At 39.8% G+C, this 25,943-nt stretch carries 14 protein-coding genes; 10 read left to right on the forward strand and 4 right to left on the reverse strand.

The window, feature by feature from the left end:
- The first annotated feature begins 204 nt into the window (after nucleotides 1-204).
- The 3 genes from ACRD64_RS15450 to ACRD64_RS15460 all read left to right on the forward strand — a co-directional run bounded on the left by ACRD64_RS15450 (nucleotide 205) and on the right by ACRD64_RS15460 (nucleotide 8,682).
- On the forward strand, nucleotides 205-3,027 hold the full coding sequence (locus tag ACRD64_RS15450) for a 2-oxoglutarate dehydrogenase E1 component (protein ID WP_430934351.1): 2,823 nt from the start codon (nucleotides 205-207) through the stop codon (nucleotides 3,025-3,027).
- A gap of 353 nt (nucleotides 3,028-3,380) precedes the next feature.
- Complete coding sequence (odhB, locus tag ACRD64_RS15455; protein ID WP_430934352.1) at nucleotides 3,381-4,634, forward strand: 2-oxoglutarate dehydrogenase complex dihydrolipoyllysine-residue succinyltransferase; 1,254 nt, start codon at nucleotides 3,381-3,383, stop codon at nucleotides 4,632-4,634.
- Between the two features lie 715 nt (nucleotides 4,635-5,349).
- Nucleotides 5,350-8,682, forward strand: coding sequence for a S41 family peptidase (locus tag ACRD64_RS15460; protein ID WP_430934353.1), 3,333 nt, complete (start codon nucleotides 5,350-5,352; stop codon nucleotides 8,680-8,682).
- 149 nt (nucleotides 8,683-8,831) lie between these two features.
- Here ACRD64_RS15460 and ACRD64_RS15465 read toward each other — a convergent pair whose 3' ends face one another.
- Nucleotides 8,832-9,365 (reverse strand): DUF4395 domain-containing protein, encoded by a 534-nt coding sequence (locus ACRD64_RS15465; protein ID WP_430934354.1) that lies wholly within the window; start codon nucleotides 9,363-9,365, stop codon nucleotides 8,832-8,834.
- A 128-nt stretch (nucleotides 9,366-9,493) separates the two neighbouring features.
- Nucleotides 9,494-9,766: a CPCC family cysteine-rich protein gene (locus tag ACRD64_RS15470; RefSeq protein WP_430934355.1), complete on the reverse strand. Its 273-nt coding sequence runs from the start codon at nucleotides 9,764-9,766 to the stop codon at nucleotides 9,494-9,496.
- 181 nt (nucleotides 9,767-9,947) lie between these two features.
- Between ACRD64_RS15470 and ACRD64_RS15475 the strand changes: the two genes are divergently transcribed.
- A complete protein-coding gene (locus ACRD64_RS15475) occupies nucleotides 9,948-11,426 on the forward strand; it encodes a sulfatase family protein (RefSeq protein ID WP_430934356.1) in 1,479 nt (492 codons plus the stop codon).
- A gap of 151 nt (nucleotides 11,427-11,577) precedes the next feature.
- Nucleotides 11,578-12,966 (forward strand): sialate O-acetylesterase, encoded by a 1,389-nt coding sequence (locus tag ACRD64_RS15480; protein ID WP_430934357.1) that lies wholly within the window; start codon nucleotides 11,578-11,580, stop codon nucleotides 12,964-12,966.
- 56 nt (nucleotides 12,967-13,022) lie between these two features.
- Here the strand turns inward: ACRD64_RS15480 and ACRD64_RS15485 are convergent, their stop codons facing one another.
- Nucleotides 13,023-14,168, reverse strand: coding sequence for a hypothetical protein (locus ACRD64_RS15485; RefSeq protein ID WP_430934358.1), 1,146 nt, complete (start codon nucleotides 14,166-14,168; stop codon nucleotides 13,023-13,025).
- 329 nt (nucleotides 14,169-14,497) lie between these two features.
- On the opposite strand from ACRD64_RS15485, the gene ACRD64_RS15490 reads away from it, so the two are divergent.
- The 4 genes from ACRD64_RS15490 to ACRD64_RS15505 all read left to right on the forward strand — a co-directional run bounded on the left by ACRD64_RS15490 (nucleotide 14,498) and on the right by ACRD64_RS15505 (nucleotide 20,076).
- Nucleotides 14,498-16,903 (forward strand): glycoside hydrolase family 88 protein, encoded by a 2,406-nt coding sequence (locus ACRD64_RS15490; RefSeq protein WP_430934359.1) that lies wholly within the window; start codon nucleotides 14,498-14,500, stop codon nucleotides 16,901-16,903.
- Between the two features lie 89 nt (nucleotides 16,904-16,992).
- Nucleotides 16,993-17,178 (forward strand): hypothetical protein, encoded by a 186-nt coding sequence (locus ACRD64_RS15495; protein WP_430934360.1) that lies wholly within the window; start codon nucleotides 16,993-16,995, stop codon nucleotides 17,176-17,178.
- Between the two features lie 244 nt (nucleotides 17,179-17,422).
- Complete coding sequence (locus ACRD64_RS15500) at nucleotides 17,423-18,376, forward strand: SGNH/GDSL hydrolase family protein (protein ID WP_430934361.1); 954 nt, start codon at nucleotides 17,423-17,425, stop codon at nucleotides 18,374-18,376.
- Between the two features lie 257 nt (nucleotides 18,377-18,633).
- Nucleotides 18,634-20,076, forward strand: coding sequence for a sulfatase (locus tag ACRD64_RS15505; protein ID WP_430934362.1), 1,443 nt, complete (start codon nucleotides 18,634-18,636; stop codon nucleotides 20,074-20,076).
- Nucleotides 20,077-20,129: 53 nt separating this feature from the next.
- Here the strand turns inward: ACRD64_RS15505 and ACRD64_RS15510 are convergent, their stop codons facing one another.
- Nucleotides 20,130-20,552 carry an SRPBCC domain-containing protein gene (locus tag ACRD64_RS15510; RefSeq protein WP_430934363.1) on the reverse strand — a complete coding sequence of 141 codons (423 nt, stop codon included), beginning with the start codon at nucleotides 20,550-20,552 and terminating at the stop codon, nucleotides 20,130-20,132.
- 328 nt (nucleotides 20,553-20,880) lie between these two features.
- On the opposite strand from ACRD64_RS15510, the gene ACRD64_RS15515 reads away from it, so the two are divergent.
- A complete protein-coding gene (locus ACRD64_RS15515; protein ID WP_430934364.1) occupies nucleotides 20,881-25,704 on the forward strand; it encodes a RecQ family ATP-dependent DNA helicase in 4,824 nt (1,607 codons plus the stop codon).
- The last annotated feature ends 239 nt before the right edge of the window (nucleotides 25,705-25,943 follow it).

Here is a 25,943-nt window from a genome sequence, read left to right on the forward strand (position 1 = left end):
TAAAATACATATCTTGCATTTTATATCGAATCCAATATGATACGTATGCAATGATCGATTAAAATATTTTATCGGTTTGTACTAAAAATGGGAGATTGAAACCCTCAAGGGTAACATAACGAATGCCTTAGTTTAGGATATTCGTCAAGTAAAAGTGTTGAATTAATCTACAGGAATTAAATTACGCGGATAAGGAACTATTCTATGGAAGAATTTTCATTTGTGGGAAACAGCGAAATAGAGACAATAGAAGAGCTGTACCAAAATTATTTAAACGACCCTGAATCGGTTGACGAAAGTTTCAGGTTGTTCTTTAAGGGCTTTGAATTTGCCCGTAAAAATTACGATACAACGTCTTCCGGCGGAATGTTGAGCAAAGAATTTAATGTGGCCAACCTGATTCATGGCTACAGGCAAAGGGGACACTTGTTTACCAAAACCAACCCGGTTCGTTCGCGACGGCAGTATTTTCCAACCTTGGATATCGAGAACTTTGGCCTGGAAAAAGCCGATCTGGAAAAGGAATTCGAGGCAGGCTCTAAGCTGGGGATAGGTAAAGCAAAATTGAAGACCATCATCGAGCACTTGCAAACAACGTATTGCGAATCGGTTGCAGTAGAGTATTTATACATTCGTCATCCGGAGGTAGTGGAGTGGTTGATGCAAAAAATGGAATCCGCACGGAATACGCCTGATTTTTCAATTGAGAAGAAAAAGTGTATTTACGACCAACTGAATGTGGCAGCAGGTTTCGAGGGTTTTATCCATAAAAAGTTTGTGGGCCAAAAACGTTTTTCGCTGGAGGGGAGTGAGGTCATCATTCCCGGCTTGCATGCTCTTATCCGCAAAGGCGCCAATTTGGGTATTCAGGAGGTTATGATCGGTATGGCGCATCGCGGCAGATTAAGCGTGCTGGCCAATATCCTGAAAAAACCGTACGAAAATATTTTCAAGGAATTTGTGGGCGATGAATATGCCGAAGGAATTTCATTAGGGGACGTGAAGTATCACCTGGGTTATCAAAACGACATTATTACAGATGATGGTAACAAAGTGAGGATTAACCTGGCGCCCAACCCGTCGCACCTGGAAACGGTGGGACCCATTATCGAAGGTATTACCCGATCCATCATTAATAACAAATTCGAGAAGGATTTTAGCAAGGCGATACCTATCATAATTCATGGTGACGCCGCCATTGCAGGGCAAGGTGTAGTTTATGAGGTGGTTCAGATGAGTCAGCTTAAGGGGTATAAAACCGGGGGGACGATTCATATTGTCATCAACAACCAGGTGGGTTTTACCACCAATTACCTGGATGCCCGTTCCAGTACTTATTGCACGGATGTGGGTAAGGTAACCCGAAGCCCTGTTTTCCATGTAAATGGCGACGATGCCGAAGCCATGGTATATGCGCTGGAGTTGGCCGTGGAATTCAGACAGAAATTTAATGCCGATGTATTTATTGATGTGCTTTCGTACCGTAAATACGGGCATAACGAAGGGGACGAACCCAGGTTTACACAGCCTACTTTATATAAGTCGATAGCCAAACATCCTAATCCCAGAGATGTTTACGGAGAAAAGCTGTTGGAACAAAAGGTGTATTCTAGGGAAGAAATTAATGCCTTGCAAAAGGGGTTCGACGTATATCTGGAAAAACAGTTGGAAGATTCCAAGAGTATTGATAAAGTGGTTATCCAGCGGTTCCTGGAGGATTATTGGAAGGGGTTCCGGTATTCCGAGCCTAAGGATTTTATCACGTCGGTTGAAACAGGTGTAGAGAAGGATAAGTTACTTGCGTTGAGCGAGAAGTTGACGGCCTTGCCCGATGATTTACCATTTTTTAGGAAAGTGCATAAGATTATGGACGACCGTAAAAAAATGGTGGCGAAAGATCGTTTGGATTGGGCCATGGGCGAACAACTGGCTTATGCCACGCTGGTCACCGAAGGACACCCGGTGCGCTTAAGCGGGCAAGATTCGGTAAGAGGTACCTTTGCCCACAGACATGCCGGATTGACCATTGAAGATTCCGAGAAACTATATTTCCCTTTGAAACATTTGTCAGATGATCAGGCTCGTTTTAACGTGTACAACTCCCACCTTTCGGAATACGGGGTTCTGGGATTCGATTATGGTTATGCCCTGGCAACACCCAATGGCTTGACTATCTGGGAAGCCCAGTTCGGGGATTTTTATAATGTGGCCCAGGTGATTATCGACCAGTATATCAGTTCGGCAGAAGAAAAGTGGGGTTTGATGAACGGCCTGGTGTTGTATTTGCCGCATGGTTTCGAAGGTCAGGGGCCGGAGCATTCCAGTGCACGTGTGGAGCGTTTTTTATCGATGGCAGCCAATAACAATATGCAAGTGGTTAACTGCACAACGCCAGCTAACCTTTTTCATGTGCTGCGGCGACAGGTAATGCGGGATATTCGCTTGCCGTTGATTATTTTTACGCCCAAAAGTTTGTTGCGTCATTCAAAATGTGTTTCAACAATAGATGAATTAGCCAAGGGTAAATTTCGGGAGGTAATTGACGATATTAACGTTGACGCAGAGAAGGTTAGAAGGGTTGTGTTCTGCACAGGAAAGGTTTATTATGATTTGCTGGTGCGCAAAGAGGAACTGAATGCCCGGGATGTGGCATTAATTAGAATCGAACAAATGCACCCCTTTCCTAATGATCAGCTGCAAGGGATCTTAACCAAATATAAAAACGCTATCCTGCATCTTTGGGTTCAGGAAGAACCCGAGAATATGGGGGCGTGGAAATATATTCGAGGCATGTTTAAGGGTGTTAACCTGATTCCGGTTGCTCGTTTGGCCAGTGGTAGTCCTGCTACGGGTTTGAACGGCTTACATATGGTAGGGCAGAAGGAAATAGTGGACAAGATATTTAAAAAATGCCATTGTGAGCTTAAAAACAAATATTGCGGTTTACAGTGTGTTGAAGGCAAAGACAGAAAGGAAATATTAAAGCAGCATAAGTATTTTCAGGAAAAGCCCAGATTTTCAATTTAGCGTCTATAAAAACTCCGACTGCCGTGATATGCTTGCCCTCAAATGGGTCATTTACGATAAGTAAACGACCAATTTGAGGTCTTCACAAGCCTGGCAGCTGAAGCCTTTATGAAGCTATAATTGATGATTCAGAGACATCTTTTTAAGTGTAAGGAGTGAAAATATAAACAAAACAGTCTTGTAGGGATTGTATGTATAACCCGGTGCCCTGGCGCGGGAAATAATCAGATTAATTTAAACCGACGCATAACGAATTAAAGGTATTTACATAGCAACTTCGCTTTGCCCGTCTGTCGGATAGGTGGAGAAATTTAGAAAATAAGATTTAAGTCACTGATTGAAAAAATAATAGCATGATAATAGAGATAAAAGTCCCTTCCCCGGGAGAGTCCATTACCGAAGTAGAAATTGCCAGTTGGTTGGTGAACGATGGTGACGTGGTAAACAAAGACCAGGAATTGGCAGAAATAGAATCAGACAAGGCCACACTTACCTTAAACGCGGACAAGGCCGGGAAAATTAAAATATTGGTAGAAGAGGAGCAAACGGTTGCAGTGGGTGAAATAGCCTGTACCATCGATACATCGGTTGCTCCCGAAGAAAGTTCGGAAGCAACTGTGCATGAGGAAACTCCGGCCACAGAAGCCCAAGCTCCTGAAACGAAAACAGCAGAAAAGAAACCTGTTTCCGAAGGACATGCAAAGGTTAAGGTAAGCCCGGTAGCCCAAAACCTTATGGAAGAGGAAGGATGGACGGTTGAAGATGTTATCAACGGACTGCATCGCATATCTAAAAAAGAAATTAATGCCATCAAAGCGCAAGGTGTGGACGGGGGGGCTGCACCGGTTGCGCAAGGATTAGCTGCACAGCCCAAAGAACGCGAGCTGGGCCGGCAAAAAATGAGCTCCTTGCGTAAAAAGCTGAGTGCCCGTTTGGTAGCAGTAAAACAGGAAACCGCCATGTTGACCACTTTTAACGAGGTGGATATGGGCAACATTATGGCTATGCGCAAAAAGTACCAGAACTTGTTTGTGGAAAAGCATGGTGTCAAATTGGGTTTCATGTCTTTCTTTATTAAAGCATCGGCCCTGGCCATGCAAAAACACCCTATGGTAAATTCCATGATTGATGCTGACGAGATAGTAACGCCAAATTATGTGGATGTTTCCGTAGCGGTTCAAACACCAAAAGGATTGATGGTACCGGTAATCAGAAATACCGAATCATTAAGCCTGGCTCAAATAGAAGAAACGCTAAAGCAGTTGGCCGTTAAAGCCAGAGCCGGTAAAATTAGCCTGGACGAGATGACCGGTGGCACCTTTACCGTGACCAACGGAGGTGTGTTCGGTTCTATGCTTTCCACACCATTGATCAATCCCCCACAATCGGCCATATTGGGCATGCACAATATCGTTGAGCGACCAATGGCCGTAAATGGCAAGGTAGAGATCCGACCCATTATGTACACCGCCTTATCCTATGACCATCGTATTATCGACGGGAAAGATTCCGTTGGTTTCTTGGTTACCTTAAAGAAAATGCTTGAAAACCCGGAACTGATGTTATCCGGTGGAGATGAGCTGGAGAAGATGGTGCTGGATTTGTAAAAAAAATTAACGTATACCCAATGTATATTAAAAAAATATTGGAAGCCTTAAACTGAATATTTATTTAGGATATAGAAGAAATCCCGTAGAGATGCCAATGGGTGTAATCTACGGGATTTTTTTGCCTATCGCCTGCGGTTTTAGGTATCACTAAAATTTGAATGCTGCTGACAAAAGAGAGATGATTTAAAAATGGCGCCCAACGCTTAAAAAAAACGAAAGAAAACGATTTTGGTGGAGATCGGGTTATGATAAAATAAACGAACGCACAACAAACAGAGTATAAACGTAATGGGGGTGTGGTACCATAAATGCACGGATTTACGGTTAATAAACAGCAGTGTATATTCGAAGGATGGTGCATGAAATGCCATACTACGCATACACTAGGTCACTAGTACGTCAGATAGTTAGGTTATTATCACATAAGGAATTAAATGTGGAAAGATATGGAAGTAATTTTTATCAGCGGTATTTTTATGTCTTTCTTCATTGTTTTTTGTTACGGGATTATTTTCTTAACTTAAGCAACAGTTGAATAAAATCTTATTCATTGTCTTGTCTTAAAGTATAAATTATCTAATCAATTTCCACATGAAGCCGACATGGTCGGAGTAATTATGCGGGTCTATATACTGTTTTGCCAATTCTTTACGTAGAACAATAACATGGCTGTAATTGCACCGATTATCAGGATTTTCTAAATATTAAAAGAATGAAAAATATAGTATTGTTGTGTGTTGCATTAACTTTTTCGTTAGGAGTATCAGGACAGATAAGTGCCAAACTGATGCGTTACATGGATATTTCCGAAACGCAAATAACCTTTGTATACGGAGGGGATATTTGGATTGTTGACAAAAATGGAGGAACGGCCATGCAAATCACGCATTCGCCAGGAGAAGAATCCTGGCCAAAATTTTCTCCCAACGGACAAGAAATTGCATATACAGCCAGATACAATGGTAATTCAGATGTCTATGTGGTTTCTGTAAAAGGAGGTATACCTAACAGGGTTACCTACAATTCTTTTTCTGACAGGATGATTGATTGGCATCCGGATGGTCAACAGATCTTGTTTGCCTCAGGCAGAAATAGCGGCATTGGCAGGTTAAATAAATTCTTTATGGTGGATAAAAAAGGTGGATTGCCTGAAGAGTTAAGCATCCCTTATGGAGAGCTTGCTTCCTTTTCTCCGGATGGGAAACAATTGGCATATATCACTAAAATAACCGAGAACTATCCTTTTAAAAGATACAGGGGAGGTCTTACTTCCGATATCATTATTTACGACTTTAATACCCGCAAAACAGAAAGAGTAACAACTGATGAGGCAAATGATGGCAAACCGGCCTGGATTGACAAGAAGGTTTATTTTTTATCGGACAGGGATGCGAATATGCGCTTAAATATTTGGGAATATAATCCGGCCACAAAGGCTAAAACCCAGATAACTAAACATAAAAATTTCGACATTTCATTTTTATCCGGAAGTAAAACAGAACTGATTTACGAAATTGGTGGCGAGTTGTATGTGATGGATGCTTCAACGCAATTATCACGGAAGGTGGATGTAAAGATAGTCAGTGATTTGTCTGTTGAAATACCAAGGATCAAATACGTAGGTAAAAAAATCTCTAATGCTTCAGCTTCACCCGGAGGCACCCGTATCGCCTTCGAAGCGAGGGGCGAGTTGTTTAATGTTCCGGTGAAGGAAGGTTATACACTCAATATAACACAATCAAGCGGAGCTTTTGATCAAAATCCGGCCTGGTCGCCGGATGGCAAAACCATTGCCTATTGGAGTGACAGATCGGGAGAGTATGAAATTTGGTTGCAAGACACACAAACTAACAACCAACCCCAAAAACTAACCCGGCGGGGAAAAGGTTTTGGCTACAAGATACACTGGTCACCCGATAGTAAAATGATGGCCTTTATTGACGAGACCAATACTATTTGGGTAATAGATGCAGATAACGGGGAACTTACAAAAGCAGGCAAGAGCCAATGGAATATTGGCCATTCTTCAAGGTTTGGTTTTCAGCTTTCGTGGTCACCCGATTCTAAATGGTTGGCATATAGTCTGGGATTGGAAAATAGCAATGAAGCAGTGATGGTTTACAACGTAGAAAAAAAGGTTCAACAGCAGCTAACCAGCGGTTTTTACGACGACACCTATCCGGTATTTAGCCAGGATGGTAAGTATATTTTCTACCTGACCAAAAGGAGTATGAATGCCGCCTATTCTTCGTTAGGTGACGGAACCTGGATATACCCCAATAGTACCCAAATTGCTTCCATAGCATTAAAAAAGGATATTCCGCTTTTACTTAAGGCCAAAAACGATACCGTAGCCCTAAAAGAGGATAAAAGTAACAGCGATTCCGAGAAGAAGGAAAAAGAGAATGGAAAGAATGATGAGGCAAAGAAGGTTAACGGAAAAGATGATGAGAAAAATGCGAATGGAGAAAAGAATGCCAAAGGGATTAAAGTTGAAATAGATTTTACAGATGCCGAAGCACGCATGGAAGTTCTTCCTCCCAAAGCAGGTAATATAAGCAGGCTGGCAACATTTAAAGGCAAGCTGGTGTTTTTACGCAGGCCCAATACGGGTTCGGGCAACAAAACGAGTTCACTTTACCTTTTCGATTTGAAAAAACATGAGGAGAAAAAAATAATGGATAATGTGAGCCATGTCTCTGTTACGGCCGACGGAAAGGCTATGTTGGTAGGATCAAACGGTAAATACGGAATCATTAAGCCAGCTCCATCCCAAAAAATAGACAAACCCGTTCCGACCAATGATATGGTGATGAACTGGGTTCCAAAAGAAGAGTGGAAGCAGATATTTGCCGACACCTGGCGCAGGCACCGCGATTTCTTCTACGATCCCAACATGCAGGGTGTCGATTGGAAGACCATGCGTGACCGATATGGTAAGCTAGTTGAAGATGCCAGAACAAGGTGGGATATCAACATCATTCAGGCTAGCTTGGTAGCAGAGCTTAGTGCCGGTCATACTTATGCAAGTGGAGGTGAAATGGAAAGTGCGCCTTCCACACAAGGAGGATACTTAGGAATTGACTGGACAAAAGAAGAAAAGCTTTATAAAATTAAACGAATTGTTCAACCAGCCAATTGGGATACAAAGGTGCGTTCTCCATTTGATAAACCCGGGGTTAAAGTAATGGTAGGTGATTATATTCACTCTGTAAATGGTATTCCTTTGGATCCGGATGTAGATCCTTATGCGGCGTTTGAAGGTCTGGGAGGGAAAACAATTTTGCTCAAAATTTCTTCATCGGGTAAAGAAAATGAAGCCAAAGACGTGGTTGTTAAATGTATGACTGGTGGTCAGGAACGAACATTGCGATATCTGGAGTGGATAGAAAATAACCGAAAAATGGTTGATGAACTATCCGACGGGCAACTGGGATACATATATATGTCTAACACTTCGAGCCAGGGACAGATGGAACTGGTCAGCATGTATTACGGACAGCTCGATAAAAAAGGATTTATTATTGACGAGCGGTTTAACGGAGGAGGGCAGTTAGCCGACAGGTTCCTGGAACTACTGCAGCGCCCTGTTAATTGTCATCTGCATTGGCGTCATGGTAAGGACCACAGGAACCCTATTAAAACCAACACAGGCCCAATGGGAATGCTGATTAATGGATGGGCAGGTTCTGGTGGTGATGGTCTGCCGTGGGCCTTCCAGGAACTTAAAGCCGGGCCTATTGTTGGAGAACGCACATTGGGTATTTTGGTTGGGCCGGCTACCGGTCACCGGTTGATTGATGGAGGATCCATTACGGTCCCAGGAGCCAGGTTGTACGATAACGATGGTCACTGGTTCTGGGAAGGAGAAGGGGTTAGACCTGATTTTAAAGTGTGGGACGATCCAAATATCCTGATGCAGGGAAGAGATCCGCAAATGGAAAAGGTGGTGGAAGAAGTACTTAAAGAAGTGAAGCATAACAAGCACCTGATTACTCCGGCTCCTCCGCTGGAAGATCGCAGCGCTAAAGGGCTGCAACAATAGCAGTTGATCAATGGTTGTTAGTCAATGGTGATTGGTGGCGACGTATTTAGGTCTCTTCCCTTTGCTACAGAGAGCAAGGGGAAGTACCACACCATTGGTTTGGATATGGGTTGCTTCACCCTTGATTAACCGATGACTGTTAGGCTAAACTAAACCTCGCATGCATCGCCCATACAATTTGGTTTTTCTTCCGGTGTTTTCATCAAACCTATTTTAACAGATAAGTGATATAACTTACATCCGATGCAAATACCAAATGCTGTTTCTGAAAATAACAGCACCAGGCAAATCAGGCACATGATGCAGATAGGCTCAAAGTAACTTACATCCTTCAGTAAATAAAATGAAAGGATAAATATAGCGCCGGATAAGGCACTGCCCAAACTCCAGGCGAAGCGTTTTTGTATGGCTCCAATATGCAACGGGCTTTGCTTCCGGACAAAAAGCCATGATAAAAATACGGTAGGCGCAAATTTTGGATTAACCAATACCGCTACTAAAAAGTTAAATAACAGAAAACCCGAAATATACGGAAGTACAATATAGTTTTTAATGACGAAGGCATTCACAAATGCAATAAATCCCAATAAAAGCATTAAGCCGGAATTTCCTCTTACAACACGTTCGTTGAGAACCTTAAAGTTTTTATCTTCAACGTATTCACCAAAATTAAATATAGACATATTATTTTAATTAATATTTTTAATCCGGCAAATATATACTTATAATCTACATAATGGTTCTGTCATGCCAAATATAATCACATCTTTCCTGTCTCCGTCTTTTTCTTATGGCTCTCTGCTCTCTACCTCTATTTCCACTCCGGGTTCCTTTTATCTTCCGGGGTGATGTTCCGGCAATACATCTTCATGTCGTGGAAACTAACGCCAATTTCATCAAAGTTTTTTTGGGCTTGGGCAAGAGAAACAAGGTTGCAACTATATTGAAGATTAGGATCGTTAAACTGCAAGGGATCATCTTCCCAATAGCATATTTGGCAAATCTCCAATTCTAATCTTTTTTCCGGATTTAAAGAATTGTATCCGCAGCAAGGGCAATATTCGTTTAGCGCTATTTTTTTCATTAAGGGCAAATATAGTAAAGGCTTGAGTAAAAATAACAATTTAGCCCAATATACTACCCAACTATTACCCATAAACCACCTATTTAAATTAACAGATACATTTAATTTTGCTTGATCAATTATATTTGATGTCAATTTTACTGGAAATTGTACTCTAAAATAATTCTCAAAATAGAAATATATGAACAACGGCATTTTTAGGCGCTCTACGCTACTTTTTTTGATGATGTGCTTTTTTTTAAGTTCATGTAAAAACAACACTGAACAACAGGAGAAAAGTATCATTTTAACAGGTAAACCTAACGTTATTTTAGTCGTTTCCGATGATCATGGAAAAGATGCTTTGGGCTGTTATGGTAATCCCATTATTCAAACACCAAATCTGGATAAATTGGCTTCGGAAGGTGTATTGTTCAATAACGCCTACTGTACAAGTGCAAGTTGCGCAGCGAGCCGCTCAGTAATTTTGACCGGTCAGTTTGGACACGCAACCGGCTCCTATGGTCACGTTCACGACTATCACCATTTCAGTACCTTCGACAATGTTAAAGCATTACCTGTTTTAATGGAAGAGGCCGGTTATGTCACAGCAAGAATAGGAAAATATCATGTGGCACCGGAATCGGTTTATCATTTCCAGGAAGTGTTAGAGGCTGACCCGAGAAATACGGTTGAAATGGCCGAAAAGTGCGAAGGTGTGTTAAATACTGACAAGCCTTTTTTCTTGTATTTTTGCCCGGATGACCCACACCGTGGTCATCCTTTTAAACCGGAGAAATGGGATATGCCCAATACCTTTGGTAATAAAAAAGAAGGCTATGCTGGTGTTGAAACTAAGGTGTATGATCCGAAGGATGTGATTGTGCCGGAATATCTGCCGGATACAAAACAATCCAGAGAAGAAATTGCAGAATATTACCAGAGTATCTCCCGTGTTGACCAAGGTTTTGGCAAGCTAATGGGTATGTTGGAGGCTACGGGTAAAATAGACAATACTATCATTATTTATATTTCTGATAACGGGATGGCTTTTCCAGGCGCAAAAACAACGGTTTATGAGCCAGGTATTCAGTTGCCATGTATTATTAAAGATCCTACAACTAGATTAGCAGGCACAGTAAACAATGCCATGATTTCGTGGGTAGACTTAACACCTTCTATTTTGGACATGACGGGAATTGAATATAAGCCGGAAGATTTTCATGGAAGTTCATTTCAAGAAACGCTTGAAACCGGTAACGCGGATGGTTGGGATCATGTCTATGCCTCGCATACATTCCACGAAATAACCATGTATTATCCTATGCGTGCCATTCGCAGCGATAAGTATAAGCTGATCTGGAACACAGCCTGGCGTTTGGAATACCCATTTGCATCTGACTTATGGGCATCTTCCACCTGGCAAGGCGTCTACAGGGCCAAGGAACAATACTACGGAAACAGAAAGGTGGATGATTATCTTTTCCGCCCGGAGTTTGAATTGTTTGATTTATCTGTTGATCCTTGGGAAGCCAAAAACCTGGCACAAGAGAAAGAATATGCCGAAGTATTGGAATCGATGAAGGCAAAACTGAAAGACTATCAGATGACAACAAGAGATCCATGGATTATCCTGTGGGATCATGATAACTCGATGCAAGGAACCGGCGTGAATTTGTAAATAATAATCGAGGGTTTCAATAATTACGAGACCTTTTGGGTACTCTTTTTTTAATGAGGTGATATTCCCTTAAAATCACAATATTATCTGCCTTATCGGAATACGTATTTTAATGTATTATTGATAATTGAATTTCTAATAAAGCGTCAAAATGAAGAAAAACCTTATCGTTTTAAAATTACTTTTTTGTGTTGGGGTTATAACAGCACAAACCAAGATTGCCCACATATTTACGAACCATATGGTATTACAACGCAATACACAAGTGGCGGTTTGGGGAACGGATAAACCTCACGCTAAGGTGGTAATCAAGGCTGGTTGGGGTGAGAAAGTGTCGGTTGAAACCAATAAACAAGGAAAATGGAAAACTTTTATTCAAACTATTGGGGCAGGTGGGCCATATGAACTTAGTATTAAAGGATCATCCAAAGTTGAATTTAAGGATATATTGCTAGGGGAAGTCTGGGTATGTTCGGGCCAATCTAATATGTCCATGTCACTTGAAGGTAATATGGGACAACCCGTGTACGGAAGTCAAAAAACTATCTTAAACAGTAATAACGATAATATTCGATTATATACAGTTGAACGTAATACAAGTGCCGAACCGCGTGAAGTATGCAACGGTGAGTGGGTAGTGTCAGAACCCCACACCGCTAAAGACTTTAGCGCTGTAGCTTATTTTTTTGGCAGACTTTTGAACGAGAAGTTAAATGTGCCTATTGGCTTAATCCATAGTAGTTGGGGAGGAACTCCTGCTCAGGCCTGGACTCCAGAGGAAACACTTAGAGCAGGATTTAAAGAGTTTTACAATCAGGCCATTATGCCTAAACAGGAAAGCAAAAAAAACGCTCGGTTATTCAATGCAATGATTAATCCGATAATTCCGTATACCATTAAAGGAACCATTTGGTATCAGGGAGAGGGAAACAGGTTTAATGCAGAGCAATATTCCCGTTTGTTCCCTGCCATGATTAACAGCTGGAGAAATCGCTGGGGTCAAGGTGATTTCCCCTTTTATTTTGTGCAGATAGCATCATTCGGCCCGGGGAAGGAACATTGGGTCGAATTACAAGAGTCGCAATTAAAAACGATGTTGACCGTTGAGAAAACCGGAATGGTGGTAACTAACGACATTGGACAGGAGAATTGCATTCACCCCCCTAAAAAAAGAGAAGTGGGAGAGCGCCTGGCATATTGGGCATTGTCAAAAGACTATGGTTGTATGGGTATTCAATTCTCAGGACCAGTGTATAAATCAATGGAATTAAAAGAAGGTAAGGCCTATCTGCATTTCGATTATGCTCCATTGGGCGTTACGAATATGGAAAAGCCTTTGAATGATTTTGAAATTGCAGGTGCGGATAAGGTTTATAAAACTGCCCAGGCTAAAATCATAAAAGGTCAGTTAGAGGTATGGAGCGATGAAATAATGGAGCCGGTACATGTTCGGTATGGCTGGAAATGTTATTTTGAACCTTCCTTGTTTAATACGGCTGGTTTGCCTGCCTCAGGATTTAGAACGGAGGCGTTTGAGTAAACTTGGCGACCATTAGCATGATGTAGATAGTCACCCGTGAGAGTTTTTTTATGTCGCTAATTAAAAGGAAATACCCATAACAGTTTCAAATCCAAACTGGTTCTTTCCCGCCCATGTGCTTTAAACAAAGCCGTAAAGTTCTTGTGACCTTCAAGGTGTTGTTTTGTAAATTGTTTCAGTGAATCAATATTGGTAAAGTACTCAACGGTGGCTGAAACCCCCATGTCATGATTTGAGAAGAAAACAAAGTGCTCAGTTCCCATAGGTCCCGGGTATTTCGAAACGATAGCGTAATCCATTGTTTTTCCTGTAGTTGAAATGTTTATGGTTGTATCCTTCATGTTGGGAACATCTTTGATGGTAAGTGTATATCTGCTTACTTTAAAATGCTCGTTGGCATCGTTAAAGAAAGGAATAAACTTACAGTTGGTAAGTAAAGGCCCTGCGTAAATGGCATTTCCGTTTTTAATATCATCCAAAGATGTATTTGAATCGAATTTAATGTCAAACCTACGATGATAAGGTGTGAACAATTGGGCTATGTCGCGAGTCGCAAAAGCACCCATTCCGGTGAAATATTGATAATATGCTGGTTTTAGCTGGTTCTTTAATTCGGGTTTACCTTCAATGAATTTATAATATTCTTCAATACTGTTAATATTATAATCCCTTGTAAAGCCCGGTTGACCAGTAATCGTATTGCCCCGCATACCAAAGGCATCCCCAATAAATAATGTAGTTTTATTATTAATGAATTCCTCCCATACTTTTGGTTTTTTAGGCGGTTGGTTAACTACTATTAAAGAGATAATGAAGACAGCAAAGGCAGCATAAATAAGGGTATGCTTGCCAATGAATTGACCGGTTTTTAGTTTTGCATCAACCTTTTTTTTGTACCTGACACTATACTGTCCTTTATCAATAACAACATGCCATTCGTTCCTTGCACCTTCATTGGCATAATAATCATCCAGCTTTTTTCGTAAGTTATACATGCTAACACGAACACGGGTATTGCTTTTATCTGGTTTGTCTTTTTTGCCAAAGAATTCTATGTCTATAATATCTTCTTTTAAAAAGGTATCTTCTATTTCAGCTTTAGCCAGATATTTTAGGAGAGCAGCACCAGTGGTTACTTTCTGAAAGGTACTACTTTGTGTTACAGTTTTGATTATTTTATTTTTTTCCTCTTCCGAAAGCATCTGCATTTAATATATGCAATTTGGTTTTAATTAAAATTCGCAAATTTAAGTTTGAAACGATAGTGTGTTAAGTGTCTGTGGACTTGTGTTGTACGGTTTGTGTTAACCGTTACAAGTACCGTTACAACAAGGTTAAAGATAGTGTATTTTAATAAATAATACGACTTTTGATTGAGGGTAAACATAAAATGTGTTTTCCGAAACAATGATAATCTACAACATATGAAACGAGCAGAATTAGCGAGGGAGCTATGCTGATCTTAGATTCTCATAAAAGGGGACGATAATTTTTGCGAGTTCCATACGACCTTACAACAAAATATAAAGGTATGAAACAACTAAGTCTATTTTTTATTTTAACAGCACTGGTATCTTGCAATAATGCTAATAAGCTACCCAAAGCAGAAGATGTTTTTGAACTTACCCAACGTGTTGCTAACTGGCAAATCGAAACCTGGGAGGATCAGGGTGAATACCGAGCATTACCACCGGAAGAAGACCGTAAAAAGTGGCATCATCGTAAGCGCTATCACGATCTGGAATGGCTGCCGGCTACTTTCTATGCGGGGCTTTATCAGTTTTCTGAAATTTCGGATGATAACAAATACGAAGATTGGCTGACAATGATGGGTAATAAGTACGACTGGAAATTGCATAAACGCATGTATCATGCCGATGACCATGCTGTAGGTCAGTTTTATTTGAGTATGTACCGATTAACCGCCAAAGGTTTTATGTTGCAGCCAACCATGAAGCAGTTCAACGCTATTATGAAAAGCGATAAAAAGGATGATTGGCACTGGCATTGGTGCGATGCTTTGTTTATGGCCCCTCCAACATGGGCACGACTGGCAAAGGTGACCAGTTGGAAAAAGTACTTGTTATATATGGATAAGCAATACCGTATGACTTACGATAATTTGTGGGACGAAGAAGAACAATTGTTTTTCCGCGATAAGAGTTACTTCAAGAAAAAAGAAAAAAATGGCGAAAAAATTTTCTGGGCACGTGGAAACGGTTGGGTTTATGGCGGTTTGTCTTTAATGATTCCTGATTTACCAAAATCTTGGGAAGGCAGAGGTTTTTATATCGATATTTTTAAAAAAATGTCCGAAACGCTGAAAAGAACCCAACGTCCCGATGGAACCTGGTCGGCAGGACTATTAGGAGATATCAAGGACTATCCAAACATTGAAACCAGTGGAACTTCCTTTTTTACTTTTGGTTTGGCATGGGGAATCAACAATGGCATTCTGGACAAAGAAACGTATGAACCTGTATTAATGAAAGCCTGGAACACATTGGCAGGAACAGTTAGCAAAGAAGGAATGGTGGGTTATGTTCAGCCTGTTGGTGCAGCTCCTGGCTTAAGCTATCCCGATTATACCGAACTATACGGAAGTGGGGCGTTTTTAACTGCTGGTACTGAGATGTTCAAGTATATCAATAAATTTTATCCAACAGAGAAAGCAGAGCTTGAGGACGCGCAACATACTACTTTTATGCATAACGGTGGTTGGTGTTGGTACCAGGATCCACGAGCTATTATTAGTAATGGGAAAATAGTGATTGGAGGTTTAGATGGACAAAATGGTGATGTGAATGTTGGTGTGTATGATTTAAAAGGTGATTCAATTGAGGGAAGGGTAACTTTGCACGAAGAATTGCAAGCAGACGATCACGATGTCCCTGCCTTATATGCACGTCCTGATGGGAGTATATTTGCTATGTGGGCAAAACATGGAAACGAAAAGATTCATTATTACAATATTTCTTCTTCGTATGATTATTTAAAATGGGGAGAGAGAAAACAGTATAACCATGTATATGAAGATAGGCGTGGAGTTACTTACATGAATCTTTATCATTTAAAAGATGAGGATTTGCTATATAATTTATATCGTGATGGAGAAACGTATAATCCTTCGTTTATAACTTCTTCCGACCATGGAAAAACATGGGGTAACCGCACGCATTTTATTGCCAACGATGTTAAAGGCCGTCAGCGACCATATTGCCGTTATGCACAGCCTGATGAAAATACGATTGGTATATCTTATACGGATGCACACCCACGTCAATATGGCAATAGTGTTTATTATGCGCAATATCGTAACGGGGCGTTTTACAAGGTGGATGGTACCAAAATTAAAGATTTAAAAGATGGTCCCCTTCGTACCTCGGAAGGAGAAAAAATTTATACCGGAAGCGAGACCAAAGAAAAACCAGCAGGCTACGAGAGTGTGCCAAACAGCGGATGGACCTGTGCAATGGGGCAGGATGAGAAAGGCAATCCTCATGTGGGTTATTCGTTGTATTTAAGTAATTCCGACCATCGCTATCGTATTGCCTCATGGGATGGAAAAAAATGGAACGATCGTGAAATTGCTTTTGCCGGAAAGTGTTTGTACTATGTAGAGAGTTCCTACACTGGTTTAATGGCTTTTGACCCAACAGACCCAACCAAAGTTTATATTTCATCAGATGTTAATCCATCAACAGGTGAAGACCTTGGCGGAAGACATGAAATATATGGCGCAACCATTGGGGCTTATGATGATATTTCAACGATAAAATGGGAAGCCATCACCTCAAATTCTAAATATCGAAATATCCGACCCATTGTAGTTGCTGGGGATGGTTATAAGGCCTTGTTGTGGTTAAATGGTCCCTGGGATACTTTTGTGAATTATGATGTTAATGTGGTTGGGAAAATACTGGAAAAACCGGAGTAGTGAATGGTCATTCGAAGGATTAGTTCTTGGTGTTTATGGTTTATCGATGATTACAGATCCGTCAAAGTAGAGAAAATGAAACAAAGGATATGGAAATAATGATTTCTCCTGGGGATGGTGACACGGAATCACGAATAGCACCTATCCTTTGCCGAAGAAAAGAATGGGATGTCAGAAAAAATTACTTTTGGGATGATAAGATGGCCTGCCTGGAAGCGGGAATTTCAGCAAATTTAATGGCGAAATATTTACCTCCATTCAGCAATCCTGGTTAATAGGAGAAATTTAGTCGGCGATTGGAGATTTTAAAAAAGTGAGGGTGAAATCAGAGCCGATTCCCGGGTACATCATTATGGAATAGGGCCTCAAATTTTCGGGAAATCAACCGTTAAAGCTTTAGATGTAGGAGTTAAAGGTGAAGAGTATAATATTTGTATAGATTTTTCCAATGGTCATTTTAAAAGCAAAACAATTGAACGGAAATTAGTACATTGGCCTTTTCTCTTGAAAATATTTAAAATGAAGCAATTTCTATTGATATTACTGATTCCCCTTATGTTTTCTTGTTCTTTATCTGAAAAAGATGAAGGCGTACTACACAACAAAAGAGTTTTAATTTTTGGCAACAGTATCACCCAAAACGGGGCTTATGTTACTTATATAGAGTATTTTTTACGTAAAAACTATCCCGAGCAAAAACTGGATATCATAAGTATCGGTCTTTCCAGCGAAACGGTTAACGGAGCTTCCGAAGCCAATCACCCATATCCTAGGCCTTGCGTTCATACCAGGTTAGACTCGGCCTTGGCTTTGGTTCAGCCGGATGTAGTAATGGCTTGCTATGGCATGAATGACGGAATCTATACCTGTCACAATAAGGAAATTTTTGAAACTTATAAAAAAGGCATTTATAAATTAAATGATAAAGTAAAAGCTTCAGGAGCTCAGTTGATATTATTGACACCAACTCTATTCGATCCTGGTCCCCAAAAGGATAACTTAAGAATGGAACACGAAGAACATTCTTATCGAAATCCTTATTACAAATACAATGAAGTATTGGATGAATTTACCAATTGGCTTTTATCCATAAATGATGATGGATTAAAGGTGATTGACTTGCACAACTTTCTACAACCTATATTAGCCGACGCAAAGTCGATCAAAGAAGATTCTACGTTTATCCCGGATGGCGTTCACCCAAACAAAGCAGGTCATTTTTTAATAGCCAAAAAAGTGTTGCTCGATCTATATCCCCAAGTCGAAATGGGAAATCCATATCCAACCGTAAAGCAATTAGCGTCTGATTCCCTATTCATTCTGGTGGAAAAACGAAGAAAACTTCGTTCAAAAGGATGGTTGGAATATGTGGGGTATATCAAAAAAGATACTGTTAAAATAGATGATATTGTTCCTACAAAATTAAAGGTAGAAGAGTTGGATAAGATGATGGAGGAATTGGAAATTAATTAACAGCAGTAAATATGGTCGCGGAGAGTGAGGGTTAAAGGCTGGTTCCATAAGGCATTAAGATTTCGGGGTATAACCGGGTCGTTCCCCTTAGCCCAGAGGCTAGAGGGAACGACGACTGCGTAGCAATGGGGGCGGGGGTTCACTAAGAAATGTTTTAATGACCGTTACATCACTCACTTTTTTATATAATTTGTATACTATTGTCCGGTTAAATTTTAGCCGGAAACCAATGATAATTTTATTAAATATTGAATAAAATGAAGCTAAAAGCAATATTTCCAGTTCTCTTAATATTACTATTAAATGCTTGCCAACAAATATCAAAAGAACAGCAGAAACCCAATATCCTCCTATTGTGTATCGACGATCTGCGTCCCGAGTTGAACTTTTTCGGAAAAGATTACATCCATTCACCAAATATCGATGCACTGGCAGCTAAAGGGCGCGCGTTCCAACATCACTATGTAAACGCACCTAGCTGTGGGCCTTCCCGTTATACCCTGCTAACAGGTACCTATGGTCCGCCAAGTAACGATGCTTTATTTATAAGAGCAGAAAAATTTGCTATTAACCCGGGAGAAGTTAAGCCTAGCATGCCCGAGTGGTTCAGGAACAATGGCTATACCACGGTTTCCGTGGGGAAAGTTTCTCATCACCCGGGAGGAAGAGGAGGAGCAGACTGGAACGACAGTGCAACAATCGAAGTTCCCAAAGCCTGGGATAAACACCTGATGCCAGTAGGAGAATGGCAACATCCCCGTGGCGCAATGCACGGACTGGCTCATGGCGAAATCCGCAAGCACGATGGCGATATGGATGTTTTTCAAAGTACAGAAGGAGATGATTCTATTTACCCGGATGGGTTAATCGCCTCTGAAGGAATTAAACAGCTTAAGAGCCTGGCATCAAAGGACCAGCCTTTCTTTTTGGCCATTGGTTTAATTAAACCTCATCTTCCATTTGGAGCACCTGCAAAATATATGGCGCATTATAAGAGTGTAAAACTGCCTCCAATTGCCCACCCTCAAAAGCCTCAAGGAGTAACTACCTGGCATAAATCCGGGGAGTTTATGAAATATAACCGCTGGGGCAAAAATCCAAACGAAGACCCGGAGTTTGCCGATGAGGTTCGCAGGCATTATGCGGCTTGTGTGAGTTACGCCGATATGCATGTGGGGATGATCATGGATGAACTGAAGAAAACAGGAGCCCATAAAAACACGGTGGTTGTGCTTTGGGGTGACCATGGCTGGCATCTGGGTGAGCATGCCATCTGGGGAAAACACAGCTTGTTTGAGGAAGCTTTGCATTCGCCGCTTATTGTCTATTATCCCGGAATTGAAAAGGGTGGAGCAAAAGCTGATGGAGTGGTAGAAACCATTGATATTTTCCCAACTCTTTGCGAGTTAACGGGAGTAGATACCCCCGGCTTTGCTCAAGGAACTTCTTTGAAACCTATATTAGATAATCCAATGGCCAAAGGTCATTCTGCTATTGCCTATAAGAGCGGCGCTACCCTGCGTACTTCAACGCATCGTTTAATTTTGCACCCGGACGGACATGCCGAATTATACGACCATACAAATGCGGAAGGGGAAACCAAGAATATTGCAAAGGAGAATCCCGATATAGTGAAAGAACTGATGGCTATTTTAAATAGCAAATATCAAGCTTCGAAGAAATTCGGACTTCATGATTAAAAAACGTAAAAAAATAAGAAAACGGGGTCATTTAGTGTACCCCGTATTTCGTATTAATGATTTTGTCTTGATTCCGCATACGTTTTGAAATTATTCAGGATAGCCTGCCAACCTTGCCTTTGAAGGTCTTCGGAGTTGTTTGGCTCCGGCTCAAACGATTCGCATATTTTTGTCTGATTCCCATCCTGTTTAAATTCAACAACCAGTAATCTGCCATCTGCCAGGTGGGATTTTATAAGATTCTGGTCCTCAACATGGTCATGAACCCCCATAAATTCAAATTCGGCCTGACCATCTTTAGAGGCCATTTTGTAGTTGAACATACCATGAATTCTTAGATCGTTTTGCGCTCTTGGGCAATGCCAATCGGTACTGGCAAAATTCCAGTTCACAATGTGCTCCGGTGAGGTCCACAGCTCCCAAACCTTATTACGATCTGCCGAAATAGAAGCTTCAACTTGGATTACATTTTCCATGACTTGATAGATTTAAAGATTCCAAATTAAAAACACCTTCAAAATGTAATTGGTTCATAGGTTATTAGTAGGATTGTATAAATGCTTATGTTTTTATCCTACCGAATTTATAAAGTTTAAAGATTAGGTTTCTTTTGCTTGCTCAAATAGTATATATTATTTAATTTGTTTGTTGAATATTTATATGGTAAGGTTTAAGACCCCAACTGGCCTTGTATATAACAACCAGGCAGGAGCATGGATTATCCCTTAACGTAATATTGGTAAATTTAAGTTGTAACACATGCAGGATGCGCCGCACGTATTAAAGTAGCTCGAATTAAGATTAATGAGGAACATTGTTTTCATAGATACCGAAGTAGACCCAGGAAGCAAAAAAATACTTGATATTGGAGGTGTAACCGAGAGTGGTTTGCAACTTCATTCAACCTCATTGGCAGAATTTTTGGATTTTATAAATAACAAGGAATATATATGCGGACACAACATCATGAACCACGACTTGTTATACCTGGAAAGAACTGCATACCAGGATATGTCAGGCATAAAATCTATTGATACATTATTCTTATCTCCATTGCTGTTTCCTTCCAAACCTTATCACGCACTGCTTAAAGATGACAAACTTCAAACGGATGAATTAAATAACCCTTTAAATGATGCAATTAAAGCAAAAGACCTTTTTTATGATGAAGTATCAGCATTTCGGGACTTTGATCATGATTTGAAGCAGATTTACTATTTGTTGCTTAAAACCGAATGGGAATTTACATGTTTTTTTGATTTTATAAACTACAGAACTTCTGAAAAAGATGTCATTGGCCTTATACAAAAAAGGTTCTCCGAAAATATTTGCAACAACATTCATCTTGAAAATATCATTAAAGAAAACCCAATTGAATTGGCTTATAGTTTAGCATTAATCACTACCAATAACCGATATTCGATAACACCACCATGGGTAACCAAAACCTACCCTGAAGTAGAAAGGGTTATGTTTTTATTAAGAAACAATCCGTGTTTGGAAGGATGCTGCTATTGTAATAAATCACTTGATGCAAAAATTGCGCTAAAGAAATATTTTGGGTTTGATTCCTATCGGTTATATGGAGGTAAAGCATTACAAGAAGAAGCTGTTAAGGCGGCCATTGATAATAAGTCTTTTTTGGCAGTATTCCCTACAGGAGGAGGAAAGTCTATAACTTTTCAAGTGCCGGCATTAATGAGTGGCGAAGCTGTAAAGGGCCTGACCGTGGTTATTTCTCCCCTTCAGTCTTTAATGAAAGACCAGGTTGATAATCTGGAAAACTCAAATATAACGGAAGCTGTCACCATAAATGGTTTGCTTGACCCAATAGAAAGGGCAAAATCTATCGAAAGAGTTGAAAATGGAACAGCCTCTTTACTCTACATTTCTCCGGAATCACTTCGATTAAAATCTATAGAACGGCTTTTACTAGGACGAAATGTGGTACGCTTTGTAGTAGATGAGGCACATTGCTTTTCCTCTTGGGGGCAGGATTTTAGGGTTGATTACCTCTACATAGGCGACTTTGTAAAAGCATTACAGAAAAAGAAAAACCTCGAAAGCGAAATACCAGTTTCTTGTTTTACAGCAACTGCAAAACCAAATGTAATTCAGGATATAAAGGATTATTTTCAGGATAAACTATCCTTAAAGCTAGAAACCTTTAGCTCAAAAACATCCCGTACGAACTTAAGCTACAAGGTAATCCCCAGAGACAATGAGGAAGATAAATATGAAACCATACGTAGGCTGATTGATGGTAAAAAATGCCCTACCATAATCTATGTTTCGCGTACACGGAGAGCCTACCAAATTGCAGAAAGGTTATCAAATGACGGGTATATGGCAAAGCCCTATCATGGCAAAATGGATAAACAGGAAAAGTCAGAAAACCAAGACGCATTTATTCGTGGTGATGTCGATATAATGGTGGCTACCTCCGCTTTTGGGATGGGGGTTGACAAAAAGGATGTGGGAATGGTCATTCACTTCGAATTGTCGGACTCGCTTGAAAACTATGTCCAGGAGGCGGGCAGAGCTGGAAGAGATGAAAATATTACCGCTGATTGTTATGTTCTTTTTAATGAAGAAGATTTAAGTAAGCACTTTATATTACTCAATCAATCCAAGTTGAATATTAAAGAGATTCAGCAAATATGGAAAGCCATAAAAGATATAACCCGGTTTAGATCACGTGTTTCAAATTCGGCACTGGAAATTGCAAGGAAAGCCGGATGGGATGAAAGTGTATTTGAGATAGAATCAAGGGTGAAAACTGCAATTTCGGCATTGGAAGAAGCTGGTTACCTTAAACGAGGGCAAAATATGCCCAAAATATATGCCAATAGTATTCTCTCAAAAAATGCTCAGGAAGCGATAGAAAAAATAAACCTCTCGGAAAGGTTCGATGAGCGGCAAAAGCAACTTGCCGTGCGAATTATTAAAAAACTGTTTGCCAGTAAAAGTAAAATGCAGCCCACTGATGAAGTTGCTGAATCAAGAGTGGACTATATATCCGATCATTTAGGAATTGTAAAAGAGAAGGTGATTAATGTGGTTAACTTGTTGCGCGAAGAAAAAATACTGGCTGACAAAAAAGACTTGACAGCTTTTATCAAACGAGGTGAAAATAAAAACCGCTCACTGAGCGTGCTGAAATCAATTGGTAAAATTGAGAAGTTTCTGGCGACTCAATTTGACGAGCAGGAAAAGTCTTTTCACATTAAGGAACTTAACGAACACGCAGAGGAATACGGATGTTCGGACGTATCGCCTCATAAAATCAAAACCATCATCAACTTTTGGGTCATTAAAAACTGGCTCAAAAGGAAGCAACATGATTTCTCAAAAAATCATGTAACCATACTATCCAACTATTCACAACCAGAACTAAGGGACAGACTGGGAAAACGTCATGAATTAGCGCGTTTTATTGTTGATTTTCTTTATTTAAAAAGTAATCAGGACCTATCTTTTTCTGACAAAAACAAAGTGCAGGTTTTAGTGGGATTTTCGGTACATGAATTAAAAGAAAAATACGAGAATCAAAATGCATTATTTAAACGCAATATCACCATTGCAGATATTGAAGATGCCCTGTTTTATTTGTCAAGAATAGAGGCCTTAAAAATAGAAGGAGGTTTTCTGGTTGTCTATAATTCATTAACTATTGAACGACTTGAAAAAAATACTAAAAAGGGATATAAAAAAGAAGACTATAAGAAACTGGATCAGTTCTATGAAAATAAGGTACAGCAGATTCATATTGTGGGTGAATATGCCAAAAAAATGATTCAGGATTATAGAGAGGCTTTACAATTTGTTGAAGATTATTTTCAGCTAAACTATTCTTCCTTTCTGAATAAATATTTTAAAGGTAGCAGACAAAATGAAATAAAAAGAAATATTACACCTGCTAAATTCAGGCAACTGTTCGGAGAGTTATCTCCTTCCCAGTTAAGTATCATTAAAGATAATCGTTCGCCATATATTGCAGTTACAGCAGGTCCGGGAAGTGGCAAAACAAGGGTGTTGGTGCATAAGCTGGCGTCTTTATTATTGATGGAAGATGTAAAACACGAACAACTATTGATGGTGACCTTTTCGAGGGCTGCCGCAACGGAATTCAAAAAACGATTGCTCACCTTAATTGGAAATGCGGCCAGTTTTATTGAAATAAAAACCTTTCATGCATATTGTTTCGATTTGCTCGGCAGGATTGGCTCGATAGAAAAATCCCAAACTATTATTAATACAACGGTTGAGAAAATACGTAACCAGGATATTGAACCAAACCGAATTTCAAAGGCCGTTTTGGTTGTTGATGAGGCCCAGGATATGGATAAACATGAGTTTGAGTTAATTAAAACCTTAATGGAATACAATGAAGAAATGAGAGTAATTGCTGTTGGGGATGATGATCAAAATATTTACGAGTTCAGAGGAGCTGGTTCCCAATACTTAGAACAATTTATATTGGAGCAAAAGGCCAAAAAAATCGAATTGATCGAAAACTATCGCAGTAAATCAAACCTGGTAGCATTTACAAATCGGTTTGCCGAAAAAATAACCCATCGCCTGAAGGTAACACCTATTGTTGCCCATTCAAATGAAACCGGATTATTAAAGTTAATTAAGTATTCCTGTTCAAATCTCGTTGAACCAGTTGTCAATAGTATATCCTCTTCTGACCTTATGGGAACTACCTGTGTTTTAACGCATACAAACGCTGAAGCCTTGCAGGTAGTAGGTCTTTTGCTTAGCACAGGATTACCCGCAAAACTTATTCAAACTAACGAAGGGTTTAGTTTATATAACCTAATAGAGGTCCGATACTTTATCGAACAGCTTAAATTTACTGAAGATAAATATGTGATTAGCGATAATGCCTGGAAAGCAGCAAAAAGAAATCTTTGGAATAAATATAAAACTAGCTCTAAAATAGATATCATCATTCATCTGATTAAAGATTTTGAATGGAGCAACCCTAAGAAAAAATACCAATCGGATTTTGAAATATTTGTAAAAGAATCTAATCTTGAAGATTTCGCCAGCACAACCGGAGAAACGATATACGTATCCACCATTCATAAGGCAAAAGGCAAAGAGTTTGACAATGTTTTTTTACTGCTGGATGGTTTTAATCCGGATAATGATGCAAAGAAACGTGAATTATATGTGGCCATGACCAGGGCTAAGCAAAACCTTACGATTCATGTAAATGGGAGCTACCTTGATGATATCTCATGTCAATACATGGAAAGAAAAATGGATAATATTCAGTATAAACCGTCGAATTTGTTAGTTGCGCACCTTTCTCACAAAGATATTTGGTTAGACTATTTTATGTATAAACAGCATGTATTGGCAAACTTAAAAAGCGGAGATAAGCTAATGGTTAACAAGGATGCTTGTTACGACAAAAACGGGAATTGCATTGTTAAATTCTCAAATCGTTACAAAGAAAAAATAAATCACTATGAAAATATGGGATATCAGCTGATTGCGTCGGAAATTAACTATATTGTATATTGGCAGAAAGAAGATTTAGAGAATGAGATTATGATCGTTTTACCCGAGTTGAAATATGTAAAGGAGGAGGCTCCAATAAATGGTCATTCATAGATATGGACGAAAATAGAATAGCCGTTCCGGTAATCATCTTGCAAATTTGCTTCAGTCAGTAGTAATAGGAGTTTGGATTGGAGTTGCTCCACCTTCCAAACTGTATGATGTAGAAAAAGAATTTCCGAGAATAATTCCGGCACCGATCCGTATCCTGAATTAATGAAAAAAAGCTAAATAAGATATTTAAAGAGCAATCTTTCAAGACATCTTATTTCCCTTAAGGATAAAAAGTAGGA

The sequence above is a fragment of the Saccharicrinis sp. 156 genome, from assembly GCF_050589685.1.
Taxonomy (GTDB): domain Bacteria; phylum Bacteroidota; class Bacteroidia; order Bacteroidales; family Marinilabiliaceae; genus Saccharicrinis.